The organism is Campylobacter suis (assembly GCF_905120475.1).
Classification (GTDB): domain Bacteria; phylum Campylobacterota; class Campylobacteria; order Campylobacterales; family Campylobacteraceae; genus Campylobacter_A; species Campylobacter_A suis.
On record NZ_CAJHOE010000001.1, the window covers coordinates 69,099 to 94,383 of the forward strand.

A 25,285-nucleotide genomic window follows, 5' to 3' on the forward strand; every position below is an offset into this window, starting at 1 on the left:
ATCCTTTAAAATAGTTCGCCGACTTTTTGCATAAGCTCATCGCCACTAAATTTATCCGTCAGCTCCACTATTGCTGTGCCTATTATCGCACCATCGGCATAGCTTTTAACTTCATTGGCGTCCTCTTTTGTCCTTACGCCAAAGCCCACGCAAACGGGCAAATCGGTGAAATTTTTAGCCGTCTTTACCAGCTCTTTTAGCCTATCTACACTCGCTCTTTTTGAGCCACTAACCCCTATCGCGCCCACGGCATATACAAAACCACTCGCTCGTTTTAATATCTCGCCAACTCTATCACCCGATGTAACGCTGATAAGTGGTATAAGTGCGAAATTTTCACTCTCGCAAAGTGCAAATATCTCCTCGCTCTCCTCGCTTGGCAGATCAGGCACGATCATACCGCTCACACCGCACTCTTTTGCCCTTTTTATAAAATCACGAATGCCGTATGAAAAGACAAGGTTAAAATAGACCAAAAACACCACAGGCTTGCTAAATCGCCCCTTGCACTCTGATAAAATTTCAAACATACTATCAGTGTTTAACCCACTCTCATACGCCTTAAAACTAGCCTTTGCTATCGTTTTGCCATCAGCTAGCGGATCAGAGTAAGGGATGCCGATCTCTAGCATATCAAGACAGCTTTGATCAAGCTTTGATAAAAATTCCTTCGTATGCTCCACGCTTGGATATCCGCCCACAATGTAGCCGATATTTGCCTTCTCGCCCCTAAATGCAAGTGAGATTTTATCCATAAATTTTTCCTTTTTCATAGCTCATTATCGTATCTATATCTTTATCGCCGCGGCCCGAAACATTTACCACGATGACGCTTTTTTTATCTAGTTTAGGGCAAAGTTTCTCTAAATAAGCCAAAGCATGTGAGCTTTCAATCGCTGGAATTATGCCCTCAAGTCTAGTTGTGAGTTTTAGGGCATTTATGCACTCATCATCGGTGATAGGCTCGTATTTTACGCGTTTTATATCGTGCAAATGTGCATGCTGTGGCCCGATACCCGGATAATCAAGCCCAGCCGAAATGCTATGCACCTCCTCTATCATGCCGTATTTATCTTGTAAAACGATGGTTTTCATACCGTGGATTATCCCCTCGCGACCCTTTGTAAGCGTGGCTGCGTGATAGGGTGTGCCAGCTCCAAGCCCGGCCGCTTCAACCCCTATAAGCTCTACGCTCTCATCAGCTAAAAATTCGTTAAATATCCCTATGGCGTTGCTTCCACCGCCCACACAAGCGATGATATACTCAGCCTTTACGCCGTGCTCTTTTAGCTGAGCTTTGGTTTCTTTACCGATGATGTTTTGAAAGTCGCGAACTATCATCGGATATGGGTGCGGACCGACTGCTGAGCCAATGACATAAAACACACTTTCTATCTCATTTACCCACGCTTGAATGGCCGCTGTTGTCGCCTCTTTAAGAGTTTTTAAGCCGTCCTCAACGCTGATTAAATTTGCACCAAGTAGCTTCATACGAAAGGCGTTTATCTCCTGCCTTGCGATATCAACAGCACCCATATACACATCGCACTCAAGACCTAGTAACGCCGCTGCTGTCGCTGTTGCCACGCCGTGCTGTCCGGCTCCAGTTTCAGCAATGATCTTGGTTTTTCCCATCTTTTTAGCTAGCAAAGCCTGTGCTAGAGCGTTATTTATCTTATGAGCGCCAGTGTGATTTAGATCCTCTCGTTTTAGATAAATTTCGTGTCCGTAGTGTTTGCTTAGGCGTTTTGCGTGATAGAGCGGACTAGGACGACCGACATAGTTTTTAAGCAAGTCATTAAGCTCAGCTTCAAACTCCGGCGTCTTAGCGATACTTTCATACGCTTTTTCAAGCTCATCAAGTGCAAACATCGCAGTTTCTGGCACAAACTGCCCTCCAAATTTTCCAAAATACGCTTTTTTATTCATCATTTGCCTTTTTAGTTTTATTAATTGTATTATTTATGCTTGTTAAAGTCTAGCGTTTTAGCACCTTGATAAATTTGTAAAATTTTCTCTATCTTGCTTGGTATTTTTACTAAATTTTCATCTTCGACTTTTGAGTTTATATCAATTAGCCTTGGTTTAAATTTCAAAGCTTTGGCGAAATTTTGCTCTCCTATGCCACCAGCCATACCAAAGCTAAACGGCATAAGATCTGATAAAATTTCCCAGCCAAAGCTAGTACCATTACCACCCAAGCTCTCGCCTTTGCAGTCATATAGAGCCATATCGCAAGGCTCATTTATGCTTGGCAAAGTCTTTGCGTTAGGTGACACGCTCACAGCCTTAAACACATCTAAGCCCATATCTTTTAAATTTGCGTATAAATTTTGGCTTATAAAGCCGTGGATTTGTGCTACGTCAAGCTCACAGTATTCGCATATCTCCATTATCTCGCAATCGCTTTGAATGCCGTTTTGCACTAAAGAACTCGAACAACTCTGTGCGTCGCTACTTGCAAACACACCCACGCATTTTACGCCATAACGATGAGCTAAGCGTGAAATTTCACGAGCGTTTTGCATATCTACTTGGCGCTTTGATTTTGCAAATATAACACCTATAAAACTGATGGCATTTTCTAGCGGTGCACTTAAATTATAAGACCCATTGCTTTTACCAGAATTTATATCGCTAAAATCCACGCCACTAGCAAGGCTTTTGCCATCTACACAAAGTCTAGCGCTGGCTAGAGTGCCAAATTTTGCACCAACTTCAAGTATTGCCTTAGCTTCATCAGTTGATTTGATACCGCAAATTTTTATAAGTGTTTTCAAAAACTACTCTTTTATATACTCTTGATAAAATTTCCATGCCCTGCCACTGCTAATGGCTTCAAGAATGATCGGTTTTGCCTCACTTGGACTTTTTACAAAGTCAGCCGCATAAAGTGCAAACATCGCATTTAAAACAACTATGTCAAACTTAGCCCCGCTTACTTCTGCGCGTAAAGTTGCTCTTAAAATTTCAGCATTTTCTTCACTTGTTCCACCTTCAATGTCAGCATGAAATGCCCTTTGAAATCCAAATTGCTCTGGCGTTACACGATAAGATAAAATTTTACCATCCTTTACTTCGTGAATAAGCGTTTCATCACAAAGCGTTATCTCGTCCATGCCGTCCATGCCGTGCACAACCAAGGCATGTTTTCTGCCAAGTGTAAGTAGAGTTTGTGCCATGAGTTCATTAACAGGCTCCAAATAGTTGCCAACCATCTGAAACTTTAGCCCTAAATTTGGATTAAGTAGTGGTCCCATCATGTTAAAGCAAGTGCCTATTTTAAGGCGCTCTCTAACCTCTTTAACCTCAGCCATAATATTATGAAAAAATGGCGCATGGAAAAATGCTAAATTTTGCTTTTGTATCTTTGCCCTGTTTTCATCAATGCTTGCGCTAAGTTTTACACCAAGTGCGCTTAGCGTATCAGAACTTCCACTTTTACTTGTAACTGCTTTTCCGCCGTGCTTTGCGACCTTTACACCAAGACTTGCGAGTATAAAAGCTACCGTTGTTGAAACATTTATGGTTTTTAGCCTATCGCCACCAGTTCCCACGATATCAAACATATCGCTTGTGTCTGTGTAAGTTTGTGAGTATTTTAAGATATTTGTTACAAGTGCTGCAACGCTTTGAGCATAAAGGCTTTTTTCGCTTATTAATACCAAGAGTCCAGCGAGCTGCACGATATCATACTCTTTGTCATTTATCGCTTTGCAAATAACAGCATAGTCAGCCCCATCAAGCATTATGCCATTTTGTAGCTTTACCATGTAAGGTGCGAAATTTATCATTTGGTTCTCCCGTTTTTGTTCTTTTTTGTCAATGTTTAGAAAATTTTCTATCATTTTTTTGCCGTATTGCGAAAAGTAGCTTTCAGGATGAAACTGAATGCCAAAAATTTTTCTATTTTTAACACGAAGTGCCATACATACGCCATCTTCGCTTACCGCAAGGCTTTGTAGTTCATCACTAAGCTCATCAACATAAAGCGAGTGATATCTCATAACTTCAACTTTGCTCGGAAGCCCACTAAATAACGGCTCAGCGCACAAAATGTCTATGTTTGATGTTTTTCCATGAAGTGGATGTGAAAGCTGTTTTATCTTGCCGCCATAGCTTAACCCTATGGCTTGATGACCAAGACAAATCCCAAGTATCGGTACTTCAATGTCTGAGCGTAAAATTTCTAAACACACTCCGCTATCTTTTGGGTGCTTTGGCCCTGGGCTTAAAATGATATGAGTTGGCGCAAGGTGGCGGATCTCATCAAGCGTTATCTCATCATTTCTTACGCATAAAATTTGTTCATTTGTTAGCTCTGCAACATACTGTCTTACATTAAATACAAAACTATCGTAGTTATCTATCAAAAGTATCATAAATTTCCTTGCTATTGTCCTTAAATACGCGCATTACGCTTGCTCTTTTGTGGCAAATTTCATCATACTCATTTTCTGGGATACTGTCATAAACTATGCCCGCACCAGCCTGGACAAAAACGCTACTTGTGTTACCTTCTGAAACAAATATCGCAGAGCGGATAAGTATGGCTATAAGTGCATTTTGGTTAAAATTTATAAATCCTATGCCACCACCATACGAACCACGAGAAAAGCTCTCAAGCTCTGAAATGATCTGCATAGCACGAATTTTTGGTGTACCGCTAAGTGTGCCAGCTGGAAATATCGAAGCTAAAACATCAAACGCATCGGCGTTATCACTTTTTTGCCCATAAACTTCACTCACTATATGCATAACGCTTTGATATCTTTGGATATGCATGGCGTTTTTTACCACTACACTTCTTGGTTTTGACACATGAGCTATATCGTTTCTAGCTAGATCGATTAGCATTTTATGCTCTGCTAGCTCTTTTTCATCATTTAAAAGCTCATTTTCAAGCATTACATCAGCATTTGCGTCACTTCCCCTTGGACGAGTTCCAGCTATGGGTGCTACAAAAATTTCTCCATTTTTAAGACTAAAAACAAGTTCTGGCGAACTTCCTACTACATCTCCGTAAGGTGTAGGGAAATGAAACATATATGGACTAGGATTTAATGTACTAAGTTCTTTATAAAAGTCAATGCTATCAAAATTTGTCTCTATTTTTAGCTGTTCTGAAAGTACAACTTGAAAAATATCTCCACTAGCTATATACTCTTTTGCTTTTTTTACAATGGCTTCAAAATGTATCTTTTCTTCACATAAATTCGTCTTTATCTTATAAAAAAACTCTTTTTTTGGCTCATCTGATTCAAAAGCTTGCTCTAAAAATGAAAAATACCTATCCTTATCGCCATAAAATGTGTAAATTTTACTTACTTTATCATAGTGCAAGTAGGCTTTGGCATTTGCATAAAAAAACTTAGGAAAGTCATATTGCTTTTTTTCACTAAAACCTATATTTTCAAAGAAATTTACACCATCGTGTGCAAAAACTCCAAAAAAACCAGCAAAATTAGCCTCTATCTCATTGTTTGTCTTTGCATTTAAAAAATAGACTTTTAGTTGGTTAAAGTCACATTTATTTGCGTCTATATAATCACAGTCTATACCTATTATAACTTGGTCTTTGTCTTCACAAAGATAGCTACTTGGAAATTTTTTATAAATATTTTTATAGTAGAGCAAGGGCTCATTTAAAAGCATAAAATGTCCTAAAATTTAGATTTTCGTATTATAAGAAAAAAAGCTTTTGTTTTTTTAAAATTATCCAGAAATTGATAAATTTAACAAACTTTAAGTTACAAATTTGCTACAATTACGCAAAAAAAGTAAAAAGGCTAAGCGAAAATATGAAAAATTTAATCATAGTGGAGTCTCCAGCAAAAGCAAAGACGATTAAGAATTTTCTTGGTAAAGACTATGAAGTTATCGCCTCAAAAGGACACATTAGAGATCTGCCAAAGTCAAGTTTTGGCATAAAAATAGAAAATGACACATTTATACCAGAGTATCGCGTTAGCACCGATCATTCAGCTATTGTTAAGCAGATAAAAGAGCTTGCGAAAAAAGCTGAGAAGGTATATCTTGCTACCGATGAGGATAGGGAGGGAGAAGCCATAGCCTTTCATATCGCCCACGCCATAGGCAAAGAGCCAACCAGCTTGCCTCGTATAGTTTTTCACGAGATTACAAAAACAGCTATACAAGCAGCTCTTTCAAATCCACGCTCGCTTGATATGGATAGTGTAAATGCTCAACAAGCACGCCGCTTACTTGATCGTATAGTTGGCTATAAGCTTAGCCCACTTTTAAATTTAAAGATACAAAAAGGGCTTTCAGCAGGGCGTGTTCAAAGCGCTGCTCTTAAAATCATAGTTGATAGAGAGCGTGAAATTCGAGAGTTTAAGCCAGTTAGATACTTTAGTATAGATGTTAAGTTTAAAAAGGACTTGGAGGCTGAACTTATTAAATTTGATGATCAAAAGATAGAAAAGCTAACTATACAAAATCCAGACAGAGCAAAGCTTATCGTCGATGTTTTAACACATGAAAATTTTAAGGTCAGCGAGATAGAGAGTAAAGATAGAAAAACAAAGGCATCCGCACCATTTATGACATCAACGCTTCAGCAAAGCGCTAGCAATAGCCTTGGTTTTAGCCCCAAAAAAACGATGATGCTTGCTCAAAGTCTTTATGAGGGTGTGCAAACGCATGATGGCTTTATGGGTGCTATAACATATATGAGAACTGACAGCTTAAATATAGCAAAAGAGGCTATAAAAGCCGCAAGAGATAAGATAAAGGCTGAGTTTGGAGAGAAGTATCTGCCTTCAAAGCCAAATATATATACAACAAAGTCAAAAGGTGCACAAGAGGCGCACGAGGCTATCCGCCCTACAAATTTAAGCTTTACTCCAGAGATTGCAGCTAAATTTTTAGAAAAAGACACATTAAGGCTTTATACGCTTATTTATAATAGATTTCTAGCTTCACAGATGAGCAATAGTGTAAGCCAGACGCAAAATGTATTTATAAAAAGTGAGCACTCTGAGCTAAAAATAAGTGGCAAAAAAGTACTTTTTGATGGATTTTATAAAGTTTATGGTGATGTGGATAAGGATAAAATTTTACCTTTATTAAATATAGGCGATGACATGAAGTTGCAAAATGTGAAAGATAGCGAACATTTTACAGAGCCTCCATCTAGATACTCAGAAGCAGGACTTGTAAAAAAACTAGAAAGTCTTGGCATAGGTCGTCCATCAACTTATGCTCCTACCATCTCCCTTTTAACTTCGCGTGACTATGTAAAAGTTGAGAAAAAACAGCTAATACCAAACGAGATAGCATTTAGCATGATAGGCATGTTAGAAGAGCATTTTAACGATATAGTAGATAGCGACTTTACATCGGATTTAGAGCAAAAGCTAGATGAGATAGCTGAGCAAAAAACAGACTGGCAAGAACTTTTAAGCCATTTTTACACACCTTTTATGGAAAAAATTTCAAATGGAAAAACTGGCATTAAGAGTCTCAAAGTATCTGTGCCTATAGGTGAAAAATGCCCAGAGTGTGGTGGTGAGCTAGTCGAAAGAAGTGGCAAATTTGGTAAATTTATAGCTTGCTCAAATTTTCCAAAATGTAAGTATTCTAGAAATATTACTGATAAAAATATACCTGAAAGTAGTGAAAAAAAGCCAAAAAGAGAGCTAAAGAAAATAGATGTCGCCTGTCCAAAATGTGGTGGCGAAATCGTTGAGAGATTTAGCCGAAGGGGTAAATTTTATGGTTGCCAAAACTATCCAAAATGTGACTTTATAAGCAACTATGAGCCAACATTGCATAAATGTCCAGAATGCGGGGAGATGATGATAAAAAAAGAGCTTAAAAAGGGGACTTTTCACGAGTGTTTAAAGTGTAAATACAAAGAGCAAGTCGCTACGAATTAAAATTTATAGCCTTTTTAGAAAAAGCAAAGTATAATAAAGCAAGAGCAAAAACAAAAGGAAAATTAGTGAAAAATGTTATCGATTTGTCGGCTAAATTTTTGTGTGAAACACTTGGTATTGAGCTTGAGAGTGCAAAAACACTAGGAAATGGGCTTTATGGCTCATCTATACCAGTTTTTAAAGGCAAAGAAGAGTATCATTTTTACCTCTTTTTTAAGCGCGACTCTTTAAAGCTTTTTGCAAATGCTTTTTTTGGCTCAGATGAGCTTGTAGATGCTGATTTAGACGACCTTTGCAAAGAGATAGCAAATCAAATAATAGGTAAAGCAAAAAATATCTTAAACGAACAAGAAGCTGGCGGACTTTATAAGCTTGGAACGCCTGAATTTTTAGGTGAAGTTGCGAAATTTCATATAAAACTTGACGAGAGATATCTTTATAAGATAAAAAATCGTACATTTGCCATAGGATATAAAAAAGCATGAGCGAAGAGATAATCGATATTCTCGATCAGCACGGCTTTTTTAAAAGCTATGATGAGCTTATGGATATTAGTGTGGACTTTATTGCTGAGCTTGGCACTACAACGGTGAGCATAAAAGAGCTTATGAAATTTGAAGCAGGCTCTGTTATAGACCTTGAAAAACCAGCTGGAGAGAGTGTTGAGCTTTTTATAAATAATCGTATCTTTGGCAAAGGTGAGGTTATGGTTTATGAGAAAAACTTAGCCATTCGTATCAATGAAATTTTAGACTCAAAATCTGTTATTCAGTACTTTAAAAAAGAGCTTTTATGAGAATTTTTGTTTTATTTTTTGGGGTTATTTTGCCAGTTTTTGCAGCAAATTTACTAACTTATAATATTTATGAGCGTAGCGATAGAGTTGATATTATGCTTAGTTTTGATGCACCTTATGAGGGAAATATATTTCAAAAGCGCGAGAAAAACACCACTTCACTTATACTAAATTCACTTAGTTTTGAACAGATGGTTTCAAAAGATGTAAATTCTAAAATTTTTGAGCAACTGAGCATTGAACCAAAGCAAAACTCACTTATTTTGGGGTTAAAATCACAAAATCCAATAATCGTAAATGCCTCAAAAACTACTGATGGTTTTGGTCTTAGAATAAGAGTAACGCCTAGAAGCGCTTCAGAGGTTCAAAACTTACCGCAAGCCAGTGTAAGCTTACAAACGGCACCAAATGATACTGGTGCGGTCGTGGATAGTCGTTATTTTATCGTACTTGGGGTGCTTTTTGCGCTTGTAGTTTTTTTATATATGTTTAAGAAATTTATAACCAAGGCTAGAAAAAATAGTCCTACAAAATCATCGCAAAATTCTATGAATTGGTTATTTGATAAAAATACTAGCGACATAAACATAATATATGAAAAGCCACTTGATAAAGATAATAAGCTTATGCTCTTAAGCCATGAAAATCGCAGATATCTTGTTATAGTTGGTAACTCAAATTTACTTTTAGATCGCTTTGGCGAGGATAAAATTCAAAACGAAAGTGACTTTGCTGTCTTTTTTGAAGAGAACAAAAAGAAGCTTGGTGCATTTTTGCAAGATAGACAAAATAGTCTAAATAGCTATAAAGATAAGCTTGATGTTTGAAAATTTGGTTTATTAAATTTATATTTAAACTAAAGGGATATAATTTCGTTATTAATAAATTTTATTATTAGGAGAAAATATGTTAGTAACAAAAAAAGCACCAGACTTTACAGCGGCAGCCGTTCTAGGCGATAACCAAATCGTAAATGATTTCAATCTTTACAAAAATATAGGCAAAAAAGGCGCAGTAGTATTTTTCTATCCGATGGATTTTACTTTCGTTTGCCCAAGTGAGATTATAGCATTTGATAAGAGATATCAAGAGTTTAAAGACCGTGGTATCGAAGTTATCGCGGTTTCAACTGATAATCAGTTCTCACACTTTGCTTGGAAAGAAACTCCAGTAAATAAAGGTGGTATCGGTAGAGTTCAGTTCCCAATCGTAGCTGACACTAACCACGCTATATCACGCGGTTTTGATGTGCATATCGAAGAGGCTGGCGTTTCACTTCGTGGATCATTTTTGATAGACAAAGATGGAACAGTTCGCCATGCGGTTATAAATGACCTGCCACTTGGTAGAAATGTTGATGAGATGATAAGAATGGTAGATACTATGCTTTTTACAAATGAGCACGGAGAGGTTTGCCCAGCTGGATGGAATAAGGGCGATGCTGGTATGAAGCCAAACACAGCTGGAGTAGCTGATTACCTATCACACAACGCTGATAAACTTTAATAACACTTTTTAGGGGCAAAATGCCCCTAAATTTAAATTTTTTCTCTCAAATTTACACACTGCTAAATTTACTATGTTATAATCTAGGAAAAATTCTGGAGTTTTTACATGATTTTAAAAATGCCTAATGAGTTTTATGCTGAAATTTTGAAGTTACAAGATGAATTTATCACTTGTGGTATTGAATTTTGCAAGCGTGCAAACCTAAATACACCTTTGCAAAATTTAAAAGATACGCTTTTAAAGATATTCTCAGTTTTTTATGGCAAAGAGGTAAATATGTGCATAGTTTTTGACGAATTTGAGAACCTTTTGCCAAATTCTAGTATAAGAAAAAATCTTTTAAGCGAGATATTTTTAGGGCTTATTATAAATTTTAATAAAAACAATAAAAACGCTCAGTGGCTAATCTCATTAACAGAAGCCATCGATCAGATACAATACAAGCTTGATAAAAAAGAAAACTGCGACGCTTTGCCTGGCGAAAATTTAGTGAAAAATCATGCAGAAAAAACATTTCAAAGCTATAAACAGGCATTTTTAGCTATAAAAAATGATAGTGCGGAGCTTGAGTTTTTAAACCTTTATGATGGCGTAAATGTAAGAAATAATGCAGAAATTTTAGAGATAAACGATGAGTTTGTTGTCTTTAAGGTAGATGTGGTACAAATTTTAGCTATGAAGCAAGAGGGTAACGCGTTTATTATAAAAAATGACTATCTTTTAGGTCATATAAGAGCTGACATTGTAAGTTTTAATGTCTTAAAACAGACCGTAACTCTGAAAAATTTTACCCAAATAGCTACCATGAACGCAAGTCTTAGAAAAAGCCAGCGCGTTCATCCACGAAAATTTACCCCAGCCACTTTAAAAAGTGCAAGTGCTGAAGTTTCTGGAAGCCTTTATGATATTTCAAATGGCGGCATAAGTGTGATTAGCAAAGATAGTGTAAGTTTTGAAAAAGATGAAAAGATAGTGGCAGAATTTGAGTTAGTGCCATTTGAAGGCGGGCTTGGTTTTGGGATATGCCTTGATGTAGTGCTGGTTACAGACCTAGTTTGTAATGGCAGTATCCGCTACTGTTTAAAGGCTATAGATGATGAAAACAGCAGTCTTATCGAAAGCTTTACAAATGCAAGAGTCCAAGAGACATTAAACGAACTTAAAAATCAAGCAAAACTTTATAGATGAGAAAAGATGAAAAGCATACAAGAGAATTTAAAGCTATTTTATATGGGACTAAAAGGCGGTGAGCCATTTTTTTATAAAAATAAGGACTTAACAACTCATGCTGCTATCATTGGCATGACAGGTAGTGGTAAAACGGGTCTTGGTATCACGCTACTTGAAGAGGCTTGTATAGATAACATCCCAAGTATTATCATCGATCCAAAAGGAGACATGACAAACTTGGCTTTGGCGTTTGCTGATATGAGTGCTGATGATTTTTTACCATACATAGATGAAAATGAAGCGGCAAATAAAGGGCTAAGCCAGCAGCAGATGGCTCAAAGCGAGAGTGAAACTTGGCGAAATGGGATAGAAGCAACTTTTCAAAATTTAGAGCGTGTAAAAACTTATAAAGACAGCGCAAATTTTACCATCTATACACCAAAAAGTAGTGCTGGAGTAGGTGTTGCGCTACTTAGTGACTTTATGTGCCCCAACATAAAAGATGATGAAAGTTTTAGTAACTACATAAACTCACTTGCGGCTTCTGTGCTTTCGCTTGTTGGCATAAATGATGAGGATATGAACTCAAAAGAGCAGCTTTTAGTCGCTACGATATTTGATACAAAATTTAAAGAAGGTAGAGATGTTAGTATCGCTGAACTAATTGGTTTTATAGCCACGCCTCCATTTAGCAAGATAGGCGTATTTGATGTTGAGCAGTTTTATCCATCAAGTGAGCGTATGAAGCTAGCCATAAAGATAAACACACTCGTTGCAAGCCCTAGTTTTAAGGGATGGAGTGAAGGTGTTAGGCTAGAAATTTCAAAAATGCTATTTGATGAAAATGGCAAAGCAAAGTGCAATATATTTACGATTTCGCATTTAAATGATACTGAAAGGATGTTTTTTGTAACTCTTTTGCTAAATGAGATTATCGCTTGGATGAGAACAACTGAAGGTACTAGTTCGCTTAGAGCGATACTTTATATGGATGAAATTTTTGGATTTTTCCCACCAAATGGCAATCCACCGAGCAAAACACCTATGCTTACGCTTTTAAAGCAGGCTCGTGCTTTTGGTATAGGCTGTATTTTAAGTACGCAAAATCCAGTAGATCTTGACTATAAGGGACTTAGCAATATCGGTACTTGGTTTATTGGTAGGCTTCAAACTGCGCAAGATAAGGCAAGGGTGATTGATGGGCTTACTGGAATTTCAGGTTCTGCGTTAGATAAGTCAGAGATAGAAACAACTATATCAAACCTTGCAAAACGCCACTTTTTGGTAAAAAATATCAACGATGATGGTTTGAGTGTTATCTCAACTCGCTGGGCATTAAGTTATCTAAAAGGACCGCTTTCAAGAGAGCAAATTTCAAATTTAATGAGCGAGCAAAAAGGCGAGTTTTCAAATAAAAAGGTCTCTAAAAAGATAGCTAGCTCAACTGTTGCACCGATCATCTCAGATGAGATAGAGCAGGTTTTTGCTTCTAACAAAGACTCTTTGGCACCAAATTTATTTGCTAGCGTAAAAGTACGCTATTATGATAGCAAAAAGGGCATAGATACCACAAAAGAGCTTAGCTACCTTTATGCTCTTGAAGAGACTCAAAAAGATGTAGACTGGATGCAAGCTAGTGAAAATTTTAAATTTAACACTCAAGATAAACCAGATAATGCAAGTTATGAAACTTTGCCAAGTTTTATCCAAAGTGCTAAAAATTTAAAGAGTTTTGAAAAAGATTTTAAAGATTTTATATTTAGAAATGATCGCTTAGAGCTTCTTAGCGCAATGGATATAAATTCTCTTGCCGATGAAAGCAAAGAGCAGTTTTATGTGCGTTTAGCAGATAGATGTAATGAAATTTTAGAGCAAAAAAGTGCAGAGCTTACACAAAAATTTGAAAAAGAGAGAGCAAAGCTTGAAGAAAAACTAAATAAAGCGGCGATAAAGTTACAAAAAGAGCAGCAAGATATGACCGCTAGCGGACTTGATGCGATCATAAGTGTTGGTGCCAGCTTGCTTGGGGCATTTTTGGGTGGTAGCAGGGGTGTAACAAAAACAAGCGTTGGCAAGATAGCAACAGGTGTTAAAAGTGCCAGCAGAGTACTAAAAAACCGCACCGATGTTAAACATAGCGAGCAAAGTGTAGAGGATATAAATGCCCAAATAGAGCAGCTAACACAAAATTTTGAGATACAAGCCCAAGAGCTAAAAGATACATACGATGTAAAAAATATCAAGCTTGAGAGCCTAATATTGCCACCAAAAAAGAGCGATATATATGATGAAAAAGTTGTTTTGCTGTGGAAATAGATATTTTATAAAATTATCAGGAAAATTTAAATATTATGCCAACTTTTAAATTTAAAGGCTTAAAATGAACGAAAACTTAATAGCATATCTCATCGCCTACATTCTTGGAGGCATACCTTTTGGGCTTATATTTGGTAAAATTTTTGCAAATGTTAATATTACTGAAGCTGGAAGTGGTAGCATAGGCGCGACAAATGTTCTTCGTGTTTTAAAAGAAAAAGAGCCAAAAAAGGCGAAAAAGATAGCCATTTTAACCGTTGTATGTGATGTTTTAAAGGGAATTTTACCGCTTTTTGTAGCAAAAGCCATAGGACTTAGTGAGCAGACGCTTTGGGCTATGGCAGTTTTGTCGGTAATAGGACACTGCTTTTCTCCGTTTTTAAAATTTGAGGGTGGAAAAGGTGTTGCGACTGGTGCTGGTGTGCTTGGGTTTTTCTTACCATTTGAGTTGATCATAGCCCTTGTCGTGTGGTTTGTGGTTGGAAAAGTGTTAAAAATAAGCTCCCTTGCTTCGCTTGCTGCACTTCTTGCGATAGTTTTATCCAGCTTTGTTGTAACTTCACAAACCGCCATCCATTCGCATGCACCAATACTAATCATCGCCTATATCGTCTTTTATAAGCACATACCAAACATTAGGCGACTACTTAGCGGTCAGGAAACAAAGGTTATATGACTACAACTTTGATAAAAGACTATGAGTTTAGCACGATCATTGGTATGCTAGACTTTGAGCGCAAAATACCGCAAAAAGTGCGTTTAAATTCTAGTTTTACAAGTGATGGGTTTATTGATTATGCAGAGATGATAGATTTTATACAAAGTTTTTACAATGAGCAAAAATTTCTAAGCGTTGAAGAGTCTGTTGAAAAAACTGCAGGGGCTTTGAAGCAAAAATTTACAAATTTGCGCTCTATAAATCTAGAAATTTTAAAAATTGAGATAGTCAAAAATGCCCTAGTTGGTGCAAAAATAGAGCTTGTTTATTAAAAATTTATTAAAGTATCTTGAAATATTGCTTAATTTCTGATATAATCCGCATAAAATTTTAACACAAGGAATCATAATGAGAATTCTCATAGTAGAAGATGAAGTAACTCTAAATAAAACTATAGCTGAAGGTCTTCAAGAATTTGGCTACCAGACTGATAGCTCTGAAAATTTTAAAGATGCTGAGTATTTTATAGGCATTAGAAACTACGACCTAGTTTTGACTGACTGGATGCTTCCAGATGGTGATGGCGTTGATCTTATTAATGTTATAAAACACAAGAGTCCACGCACTTCAGTTGTGGTTTTATCGGCAAAAGATGATAAAGATAGCGAAATAAAGGCACTTAGGGCGGGCGCTGATGATTATATCAGAAAGCCATTTGACTTTGATGTTTTGGTTGCTCGTATAGAGGCTAGACTTCGCTTTGGTGGAACAAATATCATTAAGATAGACGATCTTACGATAAATCCAGATGAAGAAAAGATAACATATCTTGGCAAAGAGATAGAGCTAAAAGGTAAGCCATTTGAGGTCTTAACTCACCTTGCTCGCCACTCAGATCAGATAGTAAGCAAAGAGCAGTTACTTGATGCTATCTGGGAAGAGCCAGAGCTAGTAACTCCAAATGTTATCGAAGTTGCGATTAACCAAATTCGCCAAAAAATGGATAAGCCACTCAATATCTCGACTATCGAAACAGTTCGCCGCCGTGGATATAGATTTTGCTTTCCCAAAAAAGCTTAAGAACTAGATTTATACTGCAATTAGCATCAGCTTCAATGATGCTAATTGTCATCATTTCTTTTATCCTTTACTATTACATTAGAGTTACGGTTTATGAAGTAGTAGTGCAAACCTTGGCATATGAAGCACGCTCATATGCTGCAAAACCAGAGCTTTTTAACCCAAGCGGACAGAAAAATTTTACCATAACACTACCTGATAGACTTGCCACAAATGTACAGATAATAAACGAAAAAATACCCAAAAAAAAGCCATATTACATACACTACACGCAAAATAAGCAAGACTTTTTATCGCTTTATTATCCGCTAGATAGTAGTTCTTATATTAGACTTACCAAAAATACCACAATGCAAAGCGATACGATGAATCAAATTTTCATCGACATTATAATCGTAAACGCCACTTCAATCATGCTCGTGCTTTTTTATGCGCTATTTCTTTCAAGAATGCTTTTAGTTCCTATCAAAAAGCTTAGTTTAATGCTTGGTGATTTGAATGAAAAATTTTTAAAAGAGATAGATGCTCAAAGTTTGCCAAATGAATTTCAAGGACTTGGTGCAAGCATTAACCAGCTTATACGGCGCATTCAAACATTTGTGACTTACCAAAAGGAGCTTTTTGTAGGCACTGCACATGAGCTTAAGACACCTCTTGCAGTAATGAAGACTAAAAATGAAGTTACACTTTTAAAACCAAGAGAAAACGAAAAATATATCGAGGTTTTGCGCACAAATAACGAAGCCATCGATGGTATGAATAAAATGATAGGCTCTATCCTTGAGATAGGCAGGCAAGAGGGTGCGCAGTTTGAGGAGCCAGTTAGTACTGATGTTATCGGCTTTTTAAGAAAATTAGGAAATAACTTTAAAATTTTAGCTCATCAAGATGGAAAAAAGGTTGAGTTAGATTTAAAACCAGAAATTTTTAATCTCAATATTCAGCAAACCTTACTAACTCATGTTGTTCAAAATTTTGCACAAAATGCGATAAAATTCTCCCCAGAAGGTAAAACCGTGACGATAGCTTCAAAAGTTGAAGGGTCAAATTTTATCATAGAGGTGCTTGATGAGGGTGTCGGGATAGATGAGGATAAAGATTTATTTGCTCCGTTTAAACGCTATGGGAACAAGGGCGGAAGTGGGCTTGGCTTGTTTTTGGCAAAGGGCGCAGCACAAGCACTTGGCGGTGATGTAAGTATAAAAAACCGAGCCGATACACAGGGCGCCGTGGCTACATTTACCCTGCCTATTAGAACAAAATTTAAAAATAAAAAGTAAAAAAATGGCAAAAAGAACAGCAGTAATCGACCTTGGCTCAAATTCAATGCGTATGGCTATTTATGAGCGCACATCGCGTTGGGGCTTTTTTATACTGAGTGAGTACAAAATGAAAGTGCGACTTGGTGAAGGTGGCTATGGAAATGGTGGAGAAATTTCGGAGCAGTCTATGCAAAAGGCATTTGCAGCATTTAGTGAGTTTAAAAGCATTGCAAAAAGCTATAAATGTATGAAAATTTTTTGTGTTGGAACGAGTGCTTTAAGAGATGCTCCAAATTCAAACGAGCTTATAGCTATGGTGCGAAACAAACTTGGTATAAGTATCAAAGTTATAAACGGACAAGATGAAGCTACTTATGGCGCGATAGCTGCAAATAGGCTTTTGCCCGCACTTAATGACGCTATCACGCTTGATATTGGTGGTGGCTCAAGTGAGCTAGCCTTTATAAAAGACTCAAAGATCGTTGGTGCTGTTTCGCTAGATATAGGTACCGTTAGGCTAAAAGAGCTCTTTTCTGACAAAAAAGATAAGGCGAGTTTGGATGAGTTTTTATCTAAGATAATTTCAAAAATACCTGCAAATTTTAGGTGCGAAAACATCATCGCTATTGGTGGCAGTTTGCGTGCACTTTCGACGGCAATAATGTCAAAAATTTCCTACCCTATATCAACTATTCATGGCTTTAGATATGAGTTAAAAGAGCATGAAAATTTTATCACCTCTCTTATTGCGGCAAATAACGATGAGCTTGAGGGTTTTGCGATAAAAAAGGATAGATTTGATACGATAAGAGAGGGCGCTACGATATTTTTAAACATAGCAAAGGCTCTTGGCTGTAAAAATATATATACAAGTGGCGTTGGAGTGCGCGAGGGTGTATTTTTGGCAGATTTTTTACGAAAAAGTGGCAAAGGTGAACTTTGCGAGCGTGTAGGAAAATTCCCAGAAGGCTTAAATGTCAGCATAAAAAGTTTGCAAGATCGTTTCGCAATAACTGATAATAAGAGTGTTTGCAAATATGCAAGAGGCATCTATGATGCTTTAGCTGAACTTCATGGCTTTGAGGGCGCTTATCTTAATGAGCTTGTGAGTGCGGCTAGAATTTACAATATCGGCGCTGACATCGGCTTTTACTCAGACCACATAAATTCAGCATATCTTGTTTTAAATGCCCTAAATTTTGGCTTTACACACGAGCAAAAGGCACTTATAGCAAGTATCATCGCTACAAATGGCAAGAAAAATGTGTATGAATATGACAAGTATAAAACTTTGTTGCCAAAGCAAGATACTGTGCGCTGGTTGAGTTTTATGCTTTCGCTGGCTAGGATGTTAAATTTAAACTGCGCTGATTTAAAGCTTGAGTTTAGCTTTAATAACAACACACTTTTTATAAATGGCGCAAAGTGTTTACAGATGGCAAAAGAGGAGATAAAAAAGCTTGCTAAGCCAGAAATTTTTGCCATTAGTTTTAACTAATCTTAAAATCTTAGAAACTCAAAAGGAGGCGCTATGATAGTTAGTAAAACCTATGAAATTCCATCATGTGATGATGTTGAGCTTGGTATAAAGCGTAGATCGCTTCTTGATTTTAAGCTAAGTTATGAAGATGGTAAAGAGATAGAGGCTATCATCTTTATAGTACCAGGGCTTGGCGATGATGCTGATGCTAACTATAGAGAGCATTTAGCAGAGTTTGTAGCTAGCGAGTTTAATGTCGCGGTCGCTAGTGTAAATTATCACTGTATAGGCAACAGACCGCAAACTGGTTCTACATTTTTTATGGATGAGTTTGATAGGAAAATATTATCCCAAGAGTGTCAAAAGATAGGCGTTGGGCTAACTGGTGATATGAGTGCTCTTGAAAATTTTGACAAGATGTATCAGTTTTTAACCAATCTTGATAGCCACATAACCCAGTGCAAACAAAATGGCTCTTTGTCTCATGAGTTTATAATGCATCTACCCCTAACGCTTGCTCCGACAAAAAATGAGTATCAAAACTATGGCATTATGCAAGCTCAAGATCTTATAAATGCCTTACTTTACATTAAGTCAAGTGCCCTATTTAAGACAAAGGGAGAGGCTAAAAATTTACCTTGCGTGATGGTGGGTAGCTCACATGGAGGCTATTTGGTAAATATGGCAGCAAAGGTTGCGCCTTGGCAGATAGATGGCGTTATAGACAACAGCAGTTATGCCATTATCCCTTGGCGCATGATAGGCTTTGGCAAAGAGATTGACTATACGAAATACTGCTGTTTTTGCGCAAAAGAATTTTTTGAGAATATTTTTATTTACGGCTCTGATAAGACAATGTGGACACTTGATAAAAGCTCTTCAAATTTCTTTTCTCAAGCTCATGAAGACATACGAAATGTCTTAAATTTACAACATCTAAAAGAGCAAAGCAAGCAGCATAAGCCCATATATGTTGGCTATCATTGCGGTGTTAGCGACTTTATAGCACCACCACAAGATAAGATAAATCTTTACGATGAGCTTAAAAATTTAGGCTTTGATGCGACCTTACATCTTATAAAAGATCAAAGTGAAGTTGATGGAAGATTTATTAAAAATTTAACTCATGGCATGGGCATGTCATATAAAGAACTTATCAAAAAAGAGCTTGCGTTAATGTTAGAAAAAATTTCAAAACAAAAACAAACACGGGCAAAAAAGAGCAGTATCAGCTATATAAGTGACAATCTTATATATAAATTTACGCAAAAAAATGACAAAATAAAGCTACAAATTTCAAAAATTTCAATTTAGTTTTGTAAAAAAGTGAAATTTTGACTAGTTTTTGATAAAGGATTTTAAAATAAAATCCATTTTTATACTTAAAAATTTATAAAAATTTTTCTAAAAGCCATTTTTTGGTTAATTTTTTTACAAGAAAAATGTATTGAAAATTTTTTGTATTTTTTAAAAAAAATTTAGTTGATATTTGCTTATCAAAATATCGTAAAATCAATGTAAAAACGGTTATATTTTCACTTATAAAGCGCTTAATTTTAAGCTATTTATAATATGCAATTAAGGCATATTTAAGACAACTTTAATATAAAAAACTTATTTTTTCTTAAGTTAAGTAGTTAAGCAAGTTTTTGATAAATTTCTCAGCATAGAAATCCCGCCTAGTCTAAAATCCCAATTTTAGCGACTAGATGAGATGGCTATGATCTTTTAAGGAAAGAGTAATGAGTGAGCATGAAAGAATTTTAAACGCTAGAGCTATCTATTACTTGCTGTTTTCACAGCTTTTTGTTTTTACGCAAAAATCAGATAGATATGACGGTGTTTTAGACTTATTAAATACTATAAAAGTTTCCCCTCTTAATAGCGAATGTGAAGAAGCTATAGAGAGATTAATCCCAAAATTCCAAAAACAAAACTTACAAAATATATCTCAAGAATACGACGACATTTTTCACTCGCCACCATCTCCTGTAAGTAACACTTTTTCACACTATGATGAAGGTTATGAGACTGGAAGTGCTTGTGTAAAGGTAAGAAATTTGATAGCAAAAACAGATATCAGAAAAAATGAAGAAATTTTTAAAGAAAATGAGGATAATGTTGGTTTTTGCCTTTTGCTAATGCATGAGTTTATAAAAAATGAGCTTAAACAAAATGAGCAAAATAGTGAAAATCAAACCTATGCAGGCGATCTTTTTAAAGAGATTATAAATCCTTATATAGATGAATTTATCGAGGCTACAAGTGCGCATCAGAGTGCTGATGTTTACGCTGATGCTTGTGTGCTGCTGGAAAATTTCGTTGAATTTGAGCGAGTTTTTTATGCTACACCAAAGCCTATTTTGGAGAAAAAGATAAAATCAACTGGCGGTATTTCACGGTCTGAAACTCTTGTTAGAGAGATAAATCGTAGAGCCAGAGCTAAAGAAAGAGAATTAAAATTTGAAGAATAAAACTATGGAAAGGAAAAGTATGCAAAAACAAGATAGACGCGAGTTTTTGAAAAAACTCATGGCGGGAGCCGGAGGCGTTGGTGCTGTTGCAATGGGTGTAAAAGCACTTGATGTCAAGGAAGACGGTGAAAAAAAGCAAGTTTTATACACAAGAAGTAAGACTTGGGAATTTTACTATAAGCAAGCAAAATAATTAAAAAAACATGAAAGGAAAAAGCATGAGAGATAGTTCATCGCCACAAGTTGGCAGACGCTCTTTTCTTAAGATGGCAAGCTTGGGTGCAGCTGTCGGTGCGACCGCAGCTTTTGCTTCAAGCCCAGCTGTTAGAAAAGCAGGCGAGCATGAGATAGGCGACCCATATAAGGGCTCAAAGATTGTGAAAACAATATGTACAGTATGTTCTGTTGGGTGCGGGGTTAAGGCTGAAGTTCAAAATGGAGTATGGGTGCGCCAAGAGGTTGCACAAGATCACCCAGTAAGTGCTGGTGGACACTGCTGTAAGGGAAGCGATGTCATCGATATGGTGCGCTCACACTGCCGTGTGAAGTATCCGATGAAGAAAGTCGCTGGTAAATGGAAGCGCATAAGCTTTGAGCAAGCACTTGATGAGATCGGTGCTCAAATGAAAGCATATCGCGAGAAAAACCCTGAGCAAGTTATGTTCTTGGGTTCAGCAAAAGCGAGCAATGAGCAGAGCTACTATATAAGTAAATTCTCTGCAATGTTTGGGACAAATAACCTAGATCACCAAGCTAGAATTTGACATAGCGCAACAGTCGCCGGTGTGGCGAATACATGGGGTTATGGCGCGATGACAAACCACCTTGGAGATATTCAAAAGGCGAAGTCTATATTTATTATCGGTGCAAACCCAGCGGTTAATCACCCAGTTGGTTTTAGACACTTTTTAAAAGCGAAAGAAAATGGCTCAAAGCTAATCGTAGTAGATCCAAGATATACAAGAACGGCAGCTAAGGCTGATTATTTCGCACAAATTCGACCAGGAACAGATATACCATTTATGTATGGTATGATAAATTTGATACTTCAAAATGGCTGGGAAGATAAGAAATTTATAGATGATAGAACCTATGGTATCGATAAAATTCGTGAAGAAGCGGCAAAATGGACACCAGAAGTTGTTGAGGATGTTACTGGCGTACCAGCTGCAACACTAAAAGAGATAACAGAAGTTTATGCGAAAAACCGCCCTGGTTCAGTTGTTTGGGCGATGGGTCTTACTCAGCACACTATAGGTAGCTCAAATACTCGTATAGCTCCGATCTTACAGCTTGTACTTGGAAATATGGGCGTTGAAGGTGGTGGCACTAACATCCTTCGTGGTCACGATAATGTTCAAGGTGCAAGCGATATGGCAAATGCTCCAGATAGCTTACCAGGATATTATGCCAAAAATGAAGGCAGCTGGAAGTACTTTGCTAAGATGTGGGGTGTTGAATATGAGTGGTTGCAGAAAAATTTCGTAAAACCTGAGTGGATGTTTAAGCCTGGATTTACACTGGCTCGCTGGTGGGCTGGTCCGCTAAATGGTAAAAATGGTAACGATCCTATAGAAAATGCAGGTGATGCACTAAAGGCACTTATAGTTATTGGTAACGGCATTACTTCAGTCGCTCAGCAAGCAAAAATTCAAGAGGGTCTAGATGCACTTGAGTTATTGGTGCTAGTTGATCCATTTGTAAATGACGCTGGCGTTATCACAAATAAAAAAGATAATATCTACTTACTGCCAGCTGCTACACAGTTTGAAACAAGTGGTACAGTCGTTGCGACAAACCGCTCAGGTCAGTGGAGAAGCCAAGTTGTTCAGCCACTTTATGAGAGTAAACCAGATCATGAAGTGTTGTTTGAGCTTGCAAAACGCATAGGCTTTTATGATGAACTTACTCGCACTATCCGCGATAGTGAAGGTAAGATAAATTGGCCTGAAGCTGCAACAGCAGAGATAGCTCGCATAGTAAAATCAATAGGCTATACAGGCTGGACACCAGAAAGACTAAAACGCCATCAAGAAAACTGGGATAAATTTGACGAGCTTACACTTATGGGTAAGCCAGGTACGCCGGTTGAAGGCGAGTACTACGGACTTCCATGGCCATGCTGGACAGAAAAACATCCAGGCAGTCCAGTGCTATATAATGTCAATGTGCCAGTTATGAAAGGTGGTATGGGCTTTAGAAATCGCTTTGGGCTTGAGCATGAGGGCGTTAGTCAGCTAGCTGCTGAGGGTTCTGCGCCAGTTGGTGGAGCACAAAGTGGTGGCTATCCACAAATCACAAAAGAAAATATAGAAGAAGTTCTTGGTATAACTTTAACAGATGAAGAGAGAGAAAAGATTGGAGCTTCATGGGCTACTGATGGTAGCGGTATAATAGCTGAAAAATGTATGGAAGCTGGCATAGCACCTTATGGTAACGCAAGAGCTAGAGCCATAGTTTGGACTTTTGCAGATCAGATCCCACTTCACCGTGAGCCTATCCACTCACCTCGCACTGATCTAGCTAAAAAATACCCAAGCTTTAAAGATAAGCCAAACCACTACAGAGTATTTACAAAGTATGAGAGCTTACAGCAAAGTGCTGATTTTGCAAAAGACTTCCCTGTTAACCTAGTAACAGGACGACTTGTAAATTTAAGTGGTGCTGGTATGGAAACAAGAGCTAGTAAGTATCTTACACGCCTTACACCTGAGATGTTTGCAGATATCCATCCAGATATGGCAAAAAGCTACGGTATAAATGATGGTGATATGGTTTGGATACACTCACCTGAGGGTACAAAGATCAAGGTTAAAGCGCGTCTTGTAGCCTCTGTAAAATCTGACTCGATATTCTTGCCATTCCACTGGGCTGGATATATGCAAGGTGTTGATATGACTGGAAATTTCCCTGACGGAACTAAGCCTTATAGTGTAGGCGAAAGTGCAAATACCGTAACAAATTACGGCTATGACATTGTCACGCAAATTCCAGAGACAAAAGGCGGTTTGTGCCGTCTAGAAAAAGCGTAAGGGGTGAGAGATGAGTGAAAAAATTTCAAGATTAAAATTTTACTGCGACGATGATAGATGTATAGACTGTAACGGTTGTGCGGTGGCTTGTGATGAGGCTCATGAGCTACCTATCGGTGTGCGTAGACGCCGAGTTATCACACTAAATGAGGGTATTGTCGGTAAAGAAATTTCTACTTCGATCGCTTGTATGCACTGTGAAGATGCACCTTGTGCTTTAGTTTGCCCTGTTGATTGTTTTCATATCAGAGCTGATGGCGTTGTACTTCATGATAAAGATGTATGTATTGGCTGTGGATACTGCTTGTATGCATGTCCATTTGGCGCACCACAGTTCCCAAGAGAGGGTGTGTTTGGTGTTAAAGGCGCGATGGATAAATGTACAATGTGTGCGGGTGGCGTAAATGTAGCGACTAACTCAGAACATGAATTTGAAGAGTATGGTCAAAACCGTATAGCAGAGGGAAAAGTGCCTGTTTGTGCAGCAATGTGCTCGACTAAAGCTTTGCTTGTGGGAGAATCTGATATAATAGAGCAGATTTATCTTGATCGGGTCAGCGCAAGAGGATATGGTATCAAAAATATCAAAGAATCTCCGACATGGAAAATCGCATATTACACAAAGGATAGAGTATGAGAGTAGTATTTGCTTTTATCGCATCGATAATGAGTGCGTTTGCTCTAAATTTACCTGATGGAACAAATCAATACGACAGTAATGTTTGGGCGGCAGGAAGGGTTGAAAATATCACAGGCTATGAAGATGGCATGGGTAAAATTTTCACCTTTATCCAAGGCAATGACTATTTCGCTTACGGCGTTGTAGCTATCATCATTGCTGTTATTGTTGCATTTGCACTTCACTTTTTGATCGTCGGACCAAAGCACTTTAGTCACGATGGCAAAAAAATATATGCATTTGATATAGTTGAGCGTGTCTCTCATGGTATTGCAGCCATTTCATGGGTTATCCTTGTTCCAACAGGTATTATCATGATGTGGGGCTCTGCATTTGGCGGCGGTGCATTTGTTAAATTTATGAAAGATCTTCACGGACTTTCAACGATTGCATTTGCGATTTCAGTTGTACCAATGATTTGCTACTGGACAGTTAGAATGCTTCCAGTTGTTTATGATATTCGCTGGATGTTTATCGTAGGTGGATATTTGTCAAAGAAAAAGCGTGCTATCCCAGCTGGTAAATTTAACGCTGGACAAAAAGCATGGTTTTGGGTAGCGATACCTGGTGGACTTGTAATGATAGCAACTGGCGCGGCAATGTATTTCCTTGACTTCCAAGCAGTTCCAGTAGCTACTTGGCTTGGAATTTCACAGATTGAAGTTCTAAGATGGAGCGCGGTTATACATAATATTTTAGGTATCGTATGTGCGGTATTCTTCCTAGTTCATATCTATATGGCAGCTATAGCTATTCATGGTGCTATTTGGTCAATGGTTCATGGATACAAGGAAGAGGAAGAGGTTTATGTACTTCACCACTACTGGTATCAAGAACTTGTTTCTAAAAACAAAATTCCAGTTTCAGAATACGAAAAAGTATATCCGAAACTAAAATAATCCCAAAGACCCCATTTGGGGTCTTTTTA

At 37.5% G+C, this 25,285-nt stretch carries 23 protein-coding genes; 18 read left to right on the plus strand and 5 right to left on the minus strand.

Translation table 11 applies throughout. The annotated features are described in order from the left end of the window. Positions 1 to 5: 5 nt before the first annotated feature. The 5 genes from trpA to LQV35_RS00375 form a co-directional block, all read right to left on the minus strand. Positions 6 to 755, minus strand: a complete 750-nt coding sequence (trpA, locus tag LQV35_RS00355) for a tryptophan synthase subunit alpha (RefSeq protein WP_230055888.1) — start codon at positions 753 to 755, stop codon at positions 6 to 8. Next, on the minus strand, positions 748 to 1,929 hold the full coding sequence (trpB, locus tag LQV35_RS00360) for a tryptophan synthase subunit beta (protein WP_230055889.1): 1,182 nt from the start codon (positions 1,927 to 1,929) through the stop codon (positions 748 to 750). Before trpB ends, trpA begins: the two co-directional genes overlap by 8 nt. 29 nt (positions 1,930 to 1,958) lie before the next feature. Then, complete coding sequence (locus LQV35_RS00365; RefSeq protein ID WP_230056716.1) at positions 1,959 to 2,633, minus strand: phosphoribosylanthranilate isomerase; 675 nt, start codon at positions 2,631 to 2,633, stop codon at positions 1,959 to 1,961. Positions 2,634 to 2,783: 150 nt separating this feature from the next. Then, a complete protein-coding gene (trpD, locus tag LQV35_RS00370; RefSeq protein ID WP_230055890.1) occupies positions 2,784 to 4,382 on the minus strand; it encodes an anthranilate phosphoribosyltransferase in 1,599 nt (532 codons plus the stop codon). Beyond that, a complete protein-coding gene (locus LQV35_RS00375) occupies positions 4,363 to 5,655 on the minus strand; it encodes an anthranilate synthase component I family protein (RefSeq protein ID WP_230055891.1) in 1,293 nt (430 codons plus the stop codon). Before LQV35_RS00375 ends, trpD begins: the two co-directional genes overlap by 20 nt. Before the next feature lie 146 nt (positions 5,656 to 5,801). On the opposite strand from LQV35_RS00375, the gene topA reads away from it, so the two are divergent. The 18 genes from topA to LQV35_RS00465 all read left to right on the plus strand — a co-directional run bounded on the left by topA (position 5,802) and on the right by LQV35_RS00465 (position 25,256). Further along, the gene (gene topA / locus LQV35_RS00380; protein WP_230055892.1) at positions 5,802 to 7,901 is read left to right on the plus strand and encodes a type I DNA topoisomerase; all 2,100 of its coding nucleotides are present in this window, start codon (positions 5,802 to 5,804) and stop codon (positions 7,899 to 7,901) included. 65 nt (positions 7,902 to 7,966) lie between these two features. Then, the gene (locus tag LQV35_RS00385) at positions 7,967 to 8,386 is read left to right on the plus strand and encodes a chemotaxis protein CheX (RefSeq protein WP_230055893.1); all 420 of its coding nucleotides are present in this window, start codon (positions 7,967 to 7,969) and stop codon (positions 8,384 to 8,386) included. After that, positions 8,383 to 8,697 (plus strand): flagellar motor switch protein FliN, encoded by a 315-nt coding sequence (gene fliN / locus LQV35_RS00390; protein ID WP_230055894.1) that lies wholly within the window; start codon positions 8,383 to 8,385, stop codon positions 8,695 to 8,697. Before LQV35_RS00385 ends, fliN begins: the two co-directional genes overlap by 4 nt. Continuing rightward, positions 8,694 to 9,524: a hypothetical protein gene (locus tag LQV35_RS00395; protein ID WP_230055895.1), complete on the plus strand. Its 831-nt coding sequence runs from the start codon at positions 8,694 to 8,696 to the stop codon at positions 9,522 to 9,524. Before fliN ends, LQV35_RS00395 begins: the two co-directional genes overlap by 4 nt. Before the next feature lie 79 nt (positions 9,525 to 9,603). Further along, the gene (locus LQV35_RS00400) at positions 9,604 to 10,203 is read left to right on the plus strand and encodes a peroxiredoxin (RefSeq protein WP_230055896.1); all 600 of its coding nucleotides are present in this window, start codon (positions 9,604 to 9,606) and stop codon (positions 10,201 to 10,203) included. Between the two features lie 108 nt (positions 10,204 to 10,311). After that, on the plus strand, positions 10,312 to 11,394 hold the full coding sequence (locus LQV35_RS00405) for a PilZ domain-containing protein (RefSeq protein ID WP_230055897.1): 1,083 nt from the start codon (positions 10,312 to 10,314) through the stop codon (positions 11,392 to 11,394). Between the two features lie 6 nt (positions 11,395 to 11,400). Beyond that, complete coding sequence (locus LQV35_RS00410; RefSeq protein WP_230055898.1) at positions 11,401 to 13,692, plus strand: ATP-binding protein; 2,292 nt, start codon at positions 11,401 to 11,403, stop codon at positions 13,690 to 13,692. Positions 13,693 to 13,756: 64 nt separating this feature from the next. Further along, complete coding sequence (gene plsY, locus LQV35_RS00415; protein ID WP_230055899.1) at positions 13,757 to 14,368, plus strand: glycerol-3-phosphate 1-O-acyltransferase PlsY; 612 nt, start codon at positions 13,757 to 13,759, stop codon at positions 14,366 to 14,368. Further along, positions 14,365 to 14,682: a dihydroneopterin aldolase gene (locus tag LQV35_RS00420; RefSeq protein ID WP_230055900.1), complete on the plus strand. Its 318-nt coding sequence runs from the start codon at positions 14,365 to 14,367 to the stop codon at positions 14,680 to 14,682. The genes plsY and LQV35_RS00420 overlap by 4 nt, the downstream gene beginning before the upstream one ends. 76 nt (positions 14,683 to 14,758) lie before the next feature. Then, positions 14,759 to 15,430: a homeostatic response regulator transcription factor HsrA gene (gene hsrA / locus LQV35_RS00425; RefSeq protein WP_230055901.1), complete on the plus strand. Its 672-nt coding sequence runs from the start codon at positions 14,759 to 14,761 to the stop codon at positions 15,428 to 15,430. Between the two features lie 38 nt (positions 15,431 to 15,468). Next, positions 15,469 to 16,710, plus strand: a complete 1,242-nt coding sequence (locus LQV35_RS00430; RefSeq protein WP_230055902.1) for a sensor histidine kinase — start codon at positions 15,469 to 15,471, stop codon at positions 16,708 to 16,710. A 4-nt stretch (positions 16,711 to 16,714) separates the two neighbouring features. Then, positions 16,715 to 18,190, plus strand: coding sequence for a Ppx/GppA phosphatase family protein (locus tag LQV35_RS00435; protein ID WP_230055903.1), 1,476 nt, complete (start codon positions 16,715 to 16,717; stop codon positions 18,188 to 18,190). A 33-nt stretch (positions 18,191 to 18,223) separates the two neighbouring features. Continuing rightward, a complete protein-coding gene (locus LQV35_RS00440) occupies positions 18,224 to 19,486 on the plus strand; it encodes a DUF2920 family protein (protein ID WP_230055904.1) in 1,263 nt (420 codons plus the stop codon). A gap of 428 nt (positions 19,487 to 19,914) precedes the next feature. Then, a complete protein-coding gene (locus LQV35_RS00445) occupies positions 19,915 to 20,646 on the plus strand; it encodes a TorD/DmsD family molecular chaperone (protein ID WP_230055905.1) in 732 nt (243 codons plus the stop codon). A gap of 19 nt (positions 20,647 to 20,665) precedes the next feature. Further along, on the plus strand, positions 20,666 to 20,839 hold the full coding sequence (locus tag LQV35_RS00450; protein ID WP_230055906.1) for a twin-arginine translocation signal domain-containing protein: 174 nt from the start codon (positions 20,666 to 20,668) through the stop codon (positions 20,837 to 20,839). Between the two features lie 25 nt (positions 20,840 to 20,864). Then, entirely contained in the window at positions 20,865 to 23,678 is a 2,814-nt protein-coding gene (locus tag LQV35_RS00455) for a formate dehydrogenase subunit alpha (RefSeq protein ID WP_230055907.1), read from the plus strand. A 10-nt stretch (positions 23,679 to 23,688) separates the two neighbouring features. Next, a complete protein-coding gene (fdh3B, locus tag LQV35_RS00460; RefSeq protein ID WP_230055908.1) occupies positions 23,689 to 24,315 on the plus strand; it encodes a formate dehydrogenase FDH3 subunit beta in 627 nt (208 codons plus the stop codon). Then, positions 24,312 to 25,256, plus strand: coding sequence for a formate dehydrogenase subunit gamma (locus LQV35_RS00465; protein WP_230055909.1), 945 nt, complete (start codon positions 24,312 to 24,314; stop codon positions 25,254 to 25,256). The genes fdh3B and LQV35_RS00465 overlap by 4 nt, the downstream gene beginning before the upstream one ends. The last annotated feature ends 29 nt before the right edge of the window (positions 25,257 to 25,285 follow it).

What these genes read in the sequence shown, in the direction of transcription:
- plsY (WP_230055899.1), top strand. Translation starts at nt 13,757, where the DNA reads ATGAACGAAAACTTAATAGCATATCTCATCGCCTACATTCTTGGAGGC.
- LQV35_RS00410 (WP_230055898.1), top strand. Translation starts at nt 11,401, where the DNA reads ATGAAAAGCATACAAGAGAATTTAAAGCTATTTTATATGGGACTAAAA.
- LQV35_RS00395 (WP_230055895.1), top strand. Translation starts at nt 8,694, where the DNA reads ATGAGAATTTTTGTTTTATTTTTTGGGGTTATTTTGCCAGTTTTTGCA.
- fdh3B (WP_230055908.1), top strand. Translation starts at nt 23,689, where the DNA reads ATGAGTGAAAAAATTTCAAGATTAAAATTTTACTGCGACGATGATAGA.
- LQV35_RS00430 (WP_230055902.1), top strand. Translation starts at nt 15,469, where the DNA reads ATGCTAATTGTCATCATTTCTTTTATCCTTTACTATTACATTAGAGTT.
- trpB (WP_230055889.1), bottom strand. Translation starts at nt 1,929, where the DNA reads ATGAATAAAAAAGCGTATTTTGGAAAATTTGGAGGGCAGTTTGTGCCA.
- LQV35_RS00435 (WP_230055903.1), top strand. Translation starts at nt 16,715, where the DNA reads ATGGCAAAAAGAACAGCAGTAATCGACCTTGGCTCAAATTCAATGCGT.
- LQV35_RS00445 (WP_230055905.1), top strand. Translation starts at nt 19,915, where the DNA reads ATGAGTGAGCATGAAAGAATTTTAAACGCTAGAGCTATCTATTACTTG.
- LQV35_RS00440 (WP_230055904.1), top strand. Translation starts at nt 18,224, where the DNA reads ATGATAGTTAGTAAAACCTATGAAATTCCATCATGTGATGATGTTGAG.
- LQV35_RS00400 (WP_230055896.1), top strand. Translation starts at nt 9,604, where the DNA reads ATGTTAGTAACAAAAAAAGCACCAGACTTTACAGCGGCAGCCGTTCTA.
- LQV35_RS00465 (WP_230055909.1), top strand. Translation starts at nt 24,312, where the DNA reads ATGAGAGTAGTATTTGCTTTTATCGCATCGATAATGAGTGCGTTTGCT.
- topA (WP_230055892.1), top strand. Translation starts at nt 5,802, where the DNA reads ATGAAAAATTTAATCATAGTGGAGTCTCCAGCAAAAGCAAAGACGATT.
- fliN (WP_230055894.1), top strand. Translation starts at nt 8,383, where the DNA reads ATGAGCGAAGAGATAATCGATATTCTCGATCAGCACGGCTTTTTTAAA.
- hsrA (WP_230055901.1), top strand. Translation starts at nt 14,759, where the DNA reads ATGAGAATTCTCATAGTAGAAGATGAAGTAACTCTAAATAAAACTATA.
- LQV35_RS00405 (WP_230055897.1), top strand. Translation starts at nt 10,312, where the DNA reads ATGATTTTAAAAATGCCTAATGAGTTTTATGCTGAAATTTTGAAGTTA.
- trpD (WP_230055890.1), bottom strand. Translation starts at nt 4,382, where the DNA reads ATGATACTTTTGATAGATAACTACGATAGTTTTGTATTTAATGTAAGA.
- trpA (WP_230055888.1), bottom strand. Translation starts at nt 755, where the DNA reads ATGGATAAAATCTCACTTGCATTTAGGGGCGAGAAGGCAAATATCGGC.
- LQV35_RS00375 (WP_230055891.1), bottom strand. Translation starts at nt 5,655, where the DNA reads ATGCTTTTAAATGAGCCCTTGCTCTACTATAAAAATATTTATAAAAAA.
- LQV35_RS00450 (WP_230055906.1), top strand. Translation starts at nt 20,666, where the DNA reads ATGCAAAAACAAGATAGACGCGAGTTTTTGAAAAAACTCATGGCGGGA.
- LQV35_RS00420 (WP_230055900.1), top strand. Translation starts at nt 14,365, where the DNA reads ATGACTACAACTTTGATAAAAGACTATGAGTTTAGCACGATCATTGGT.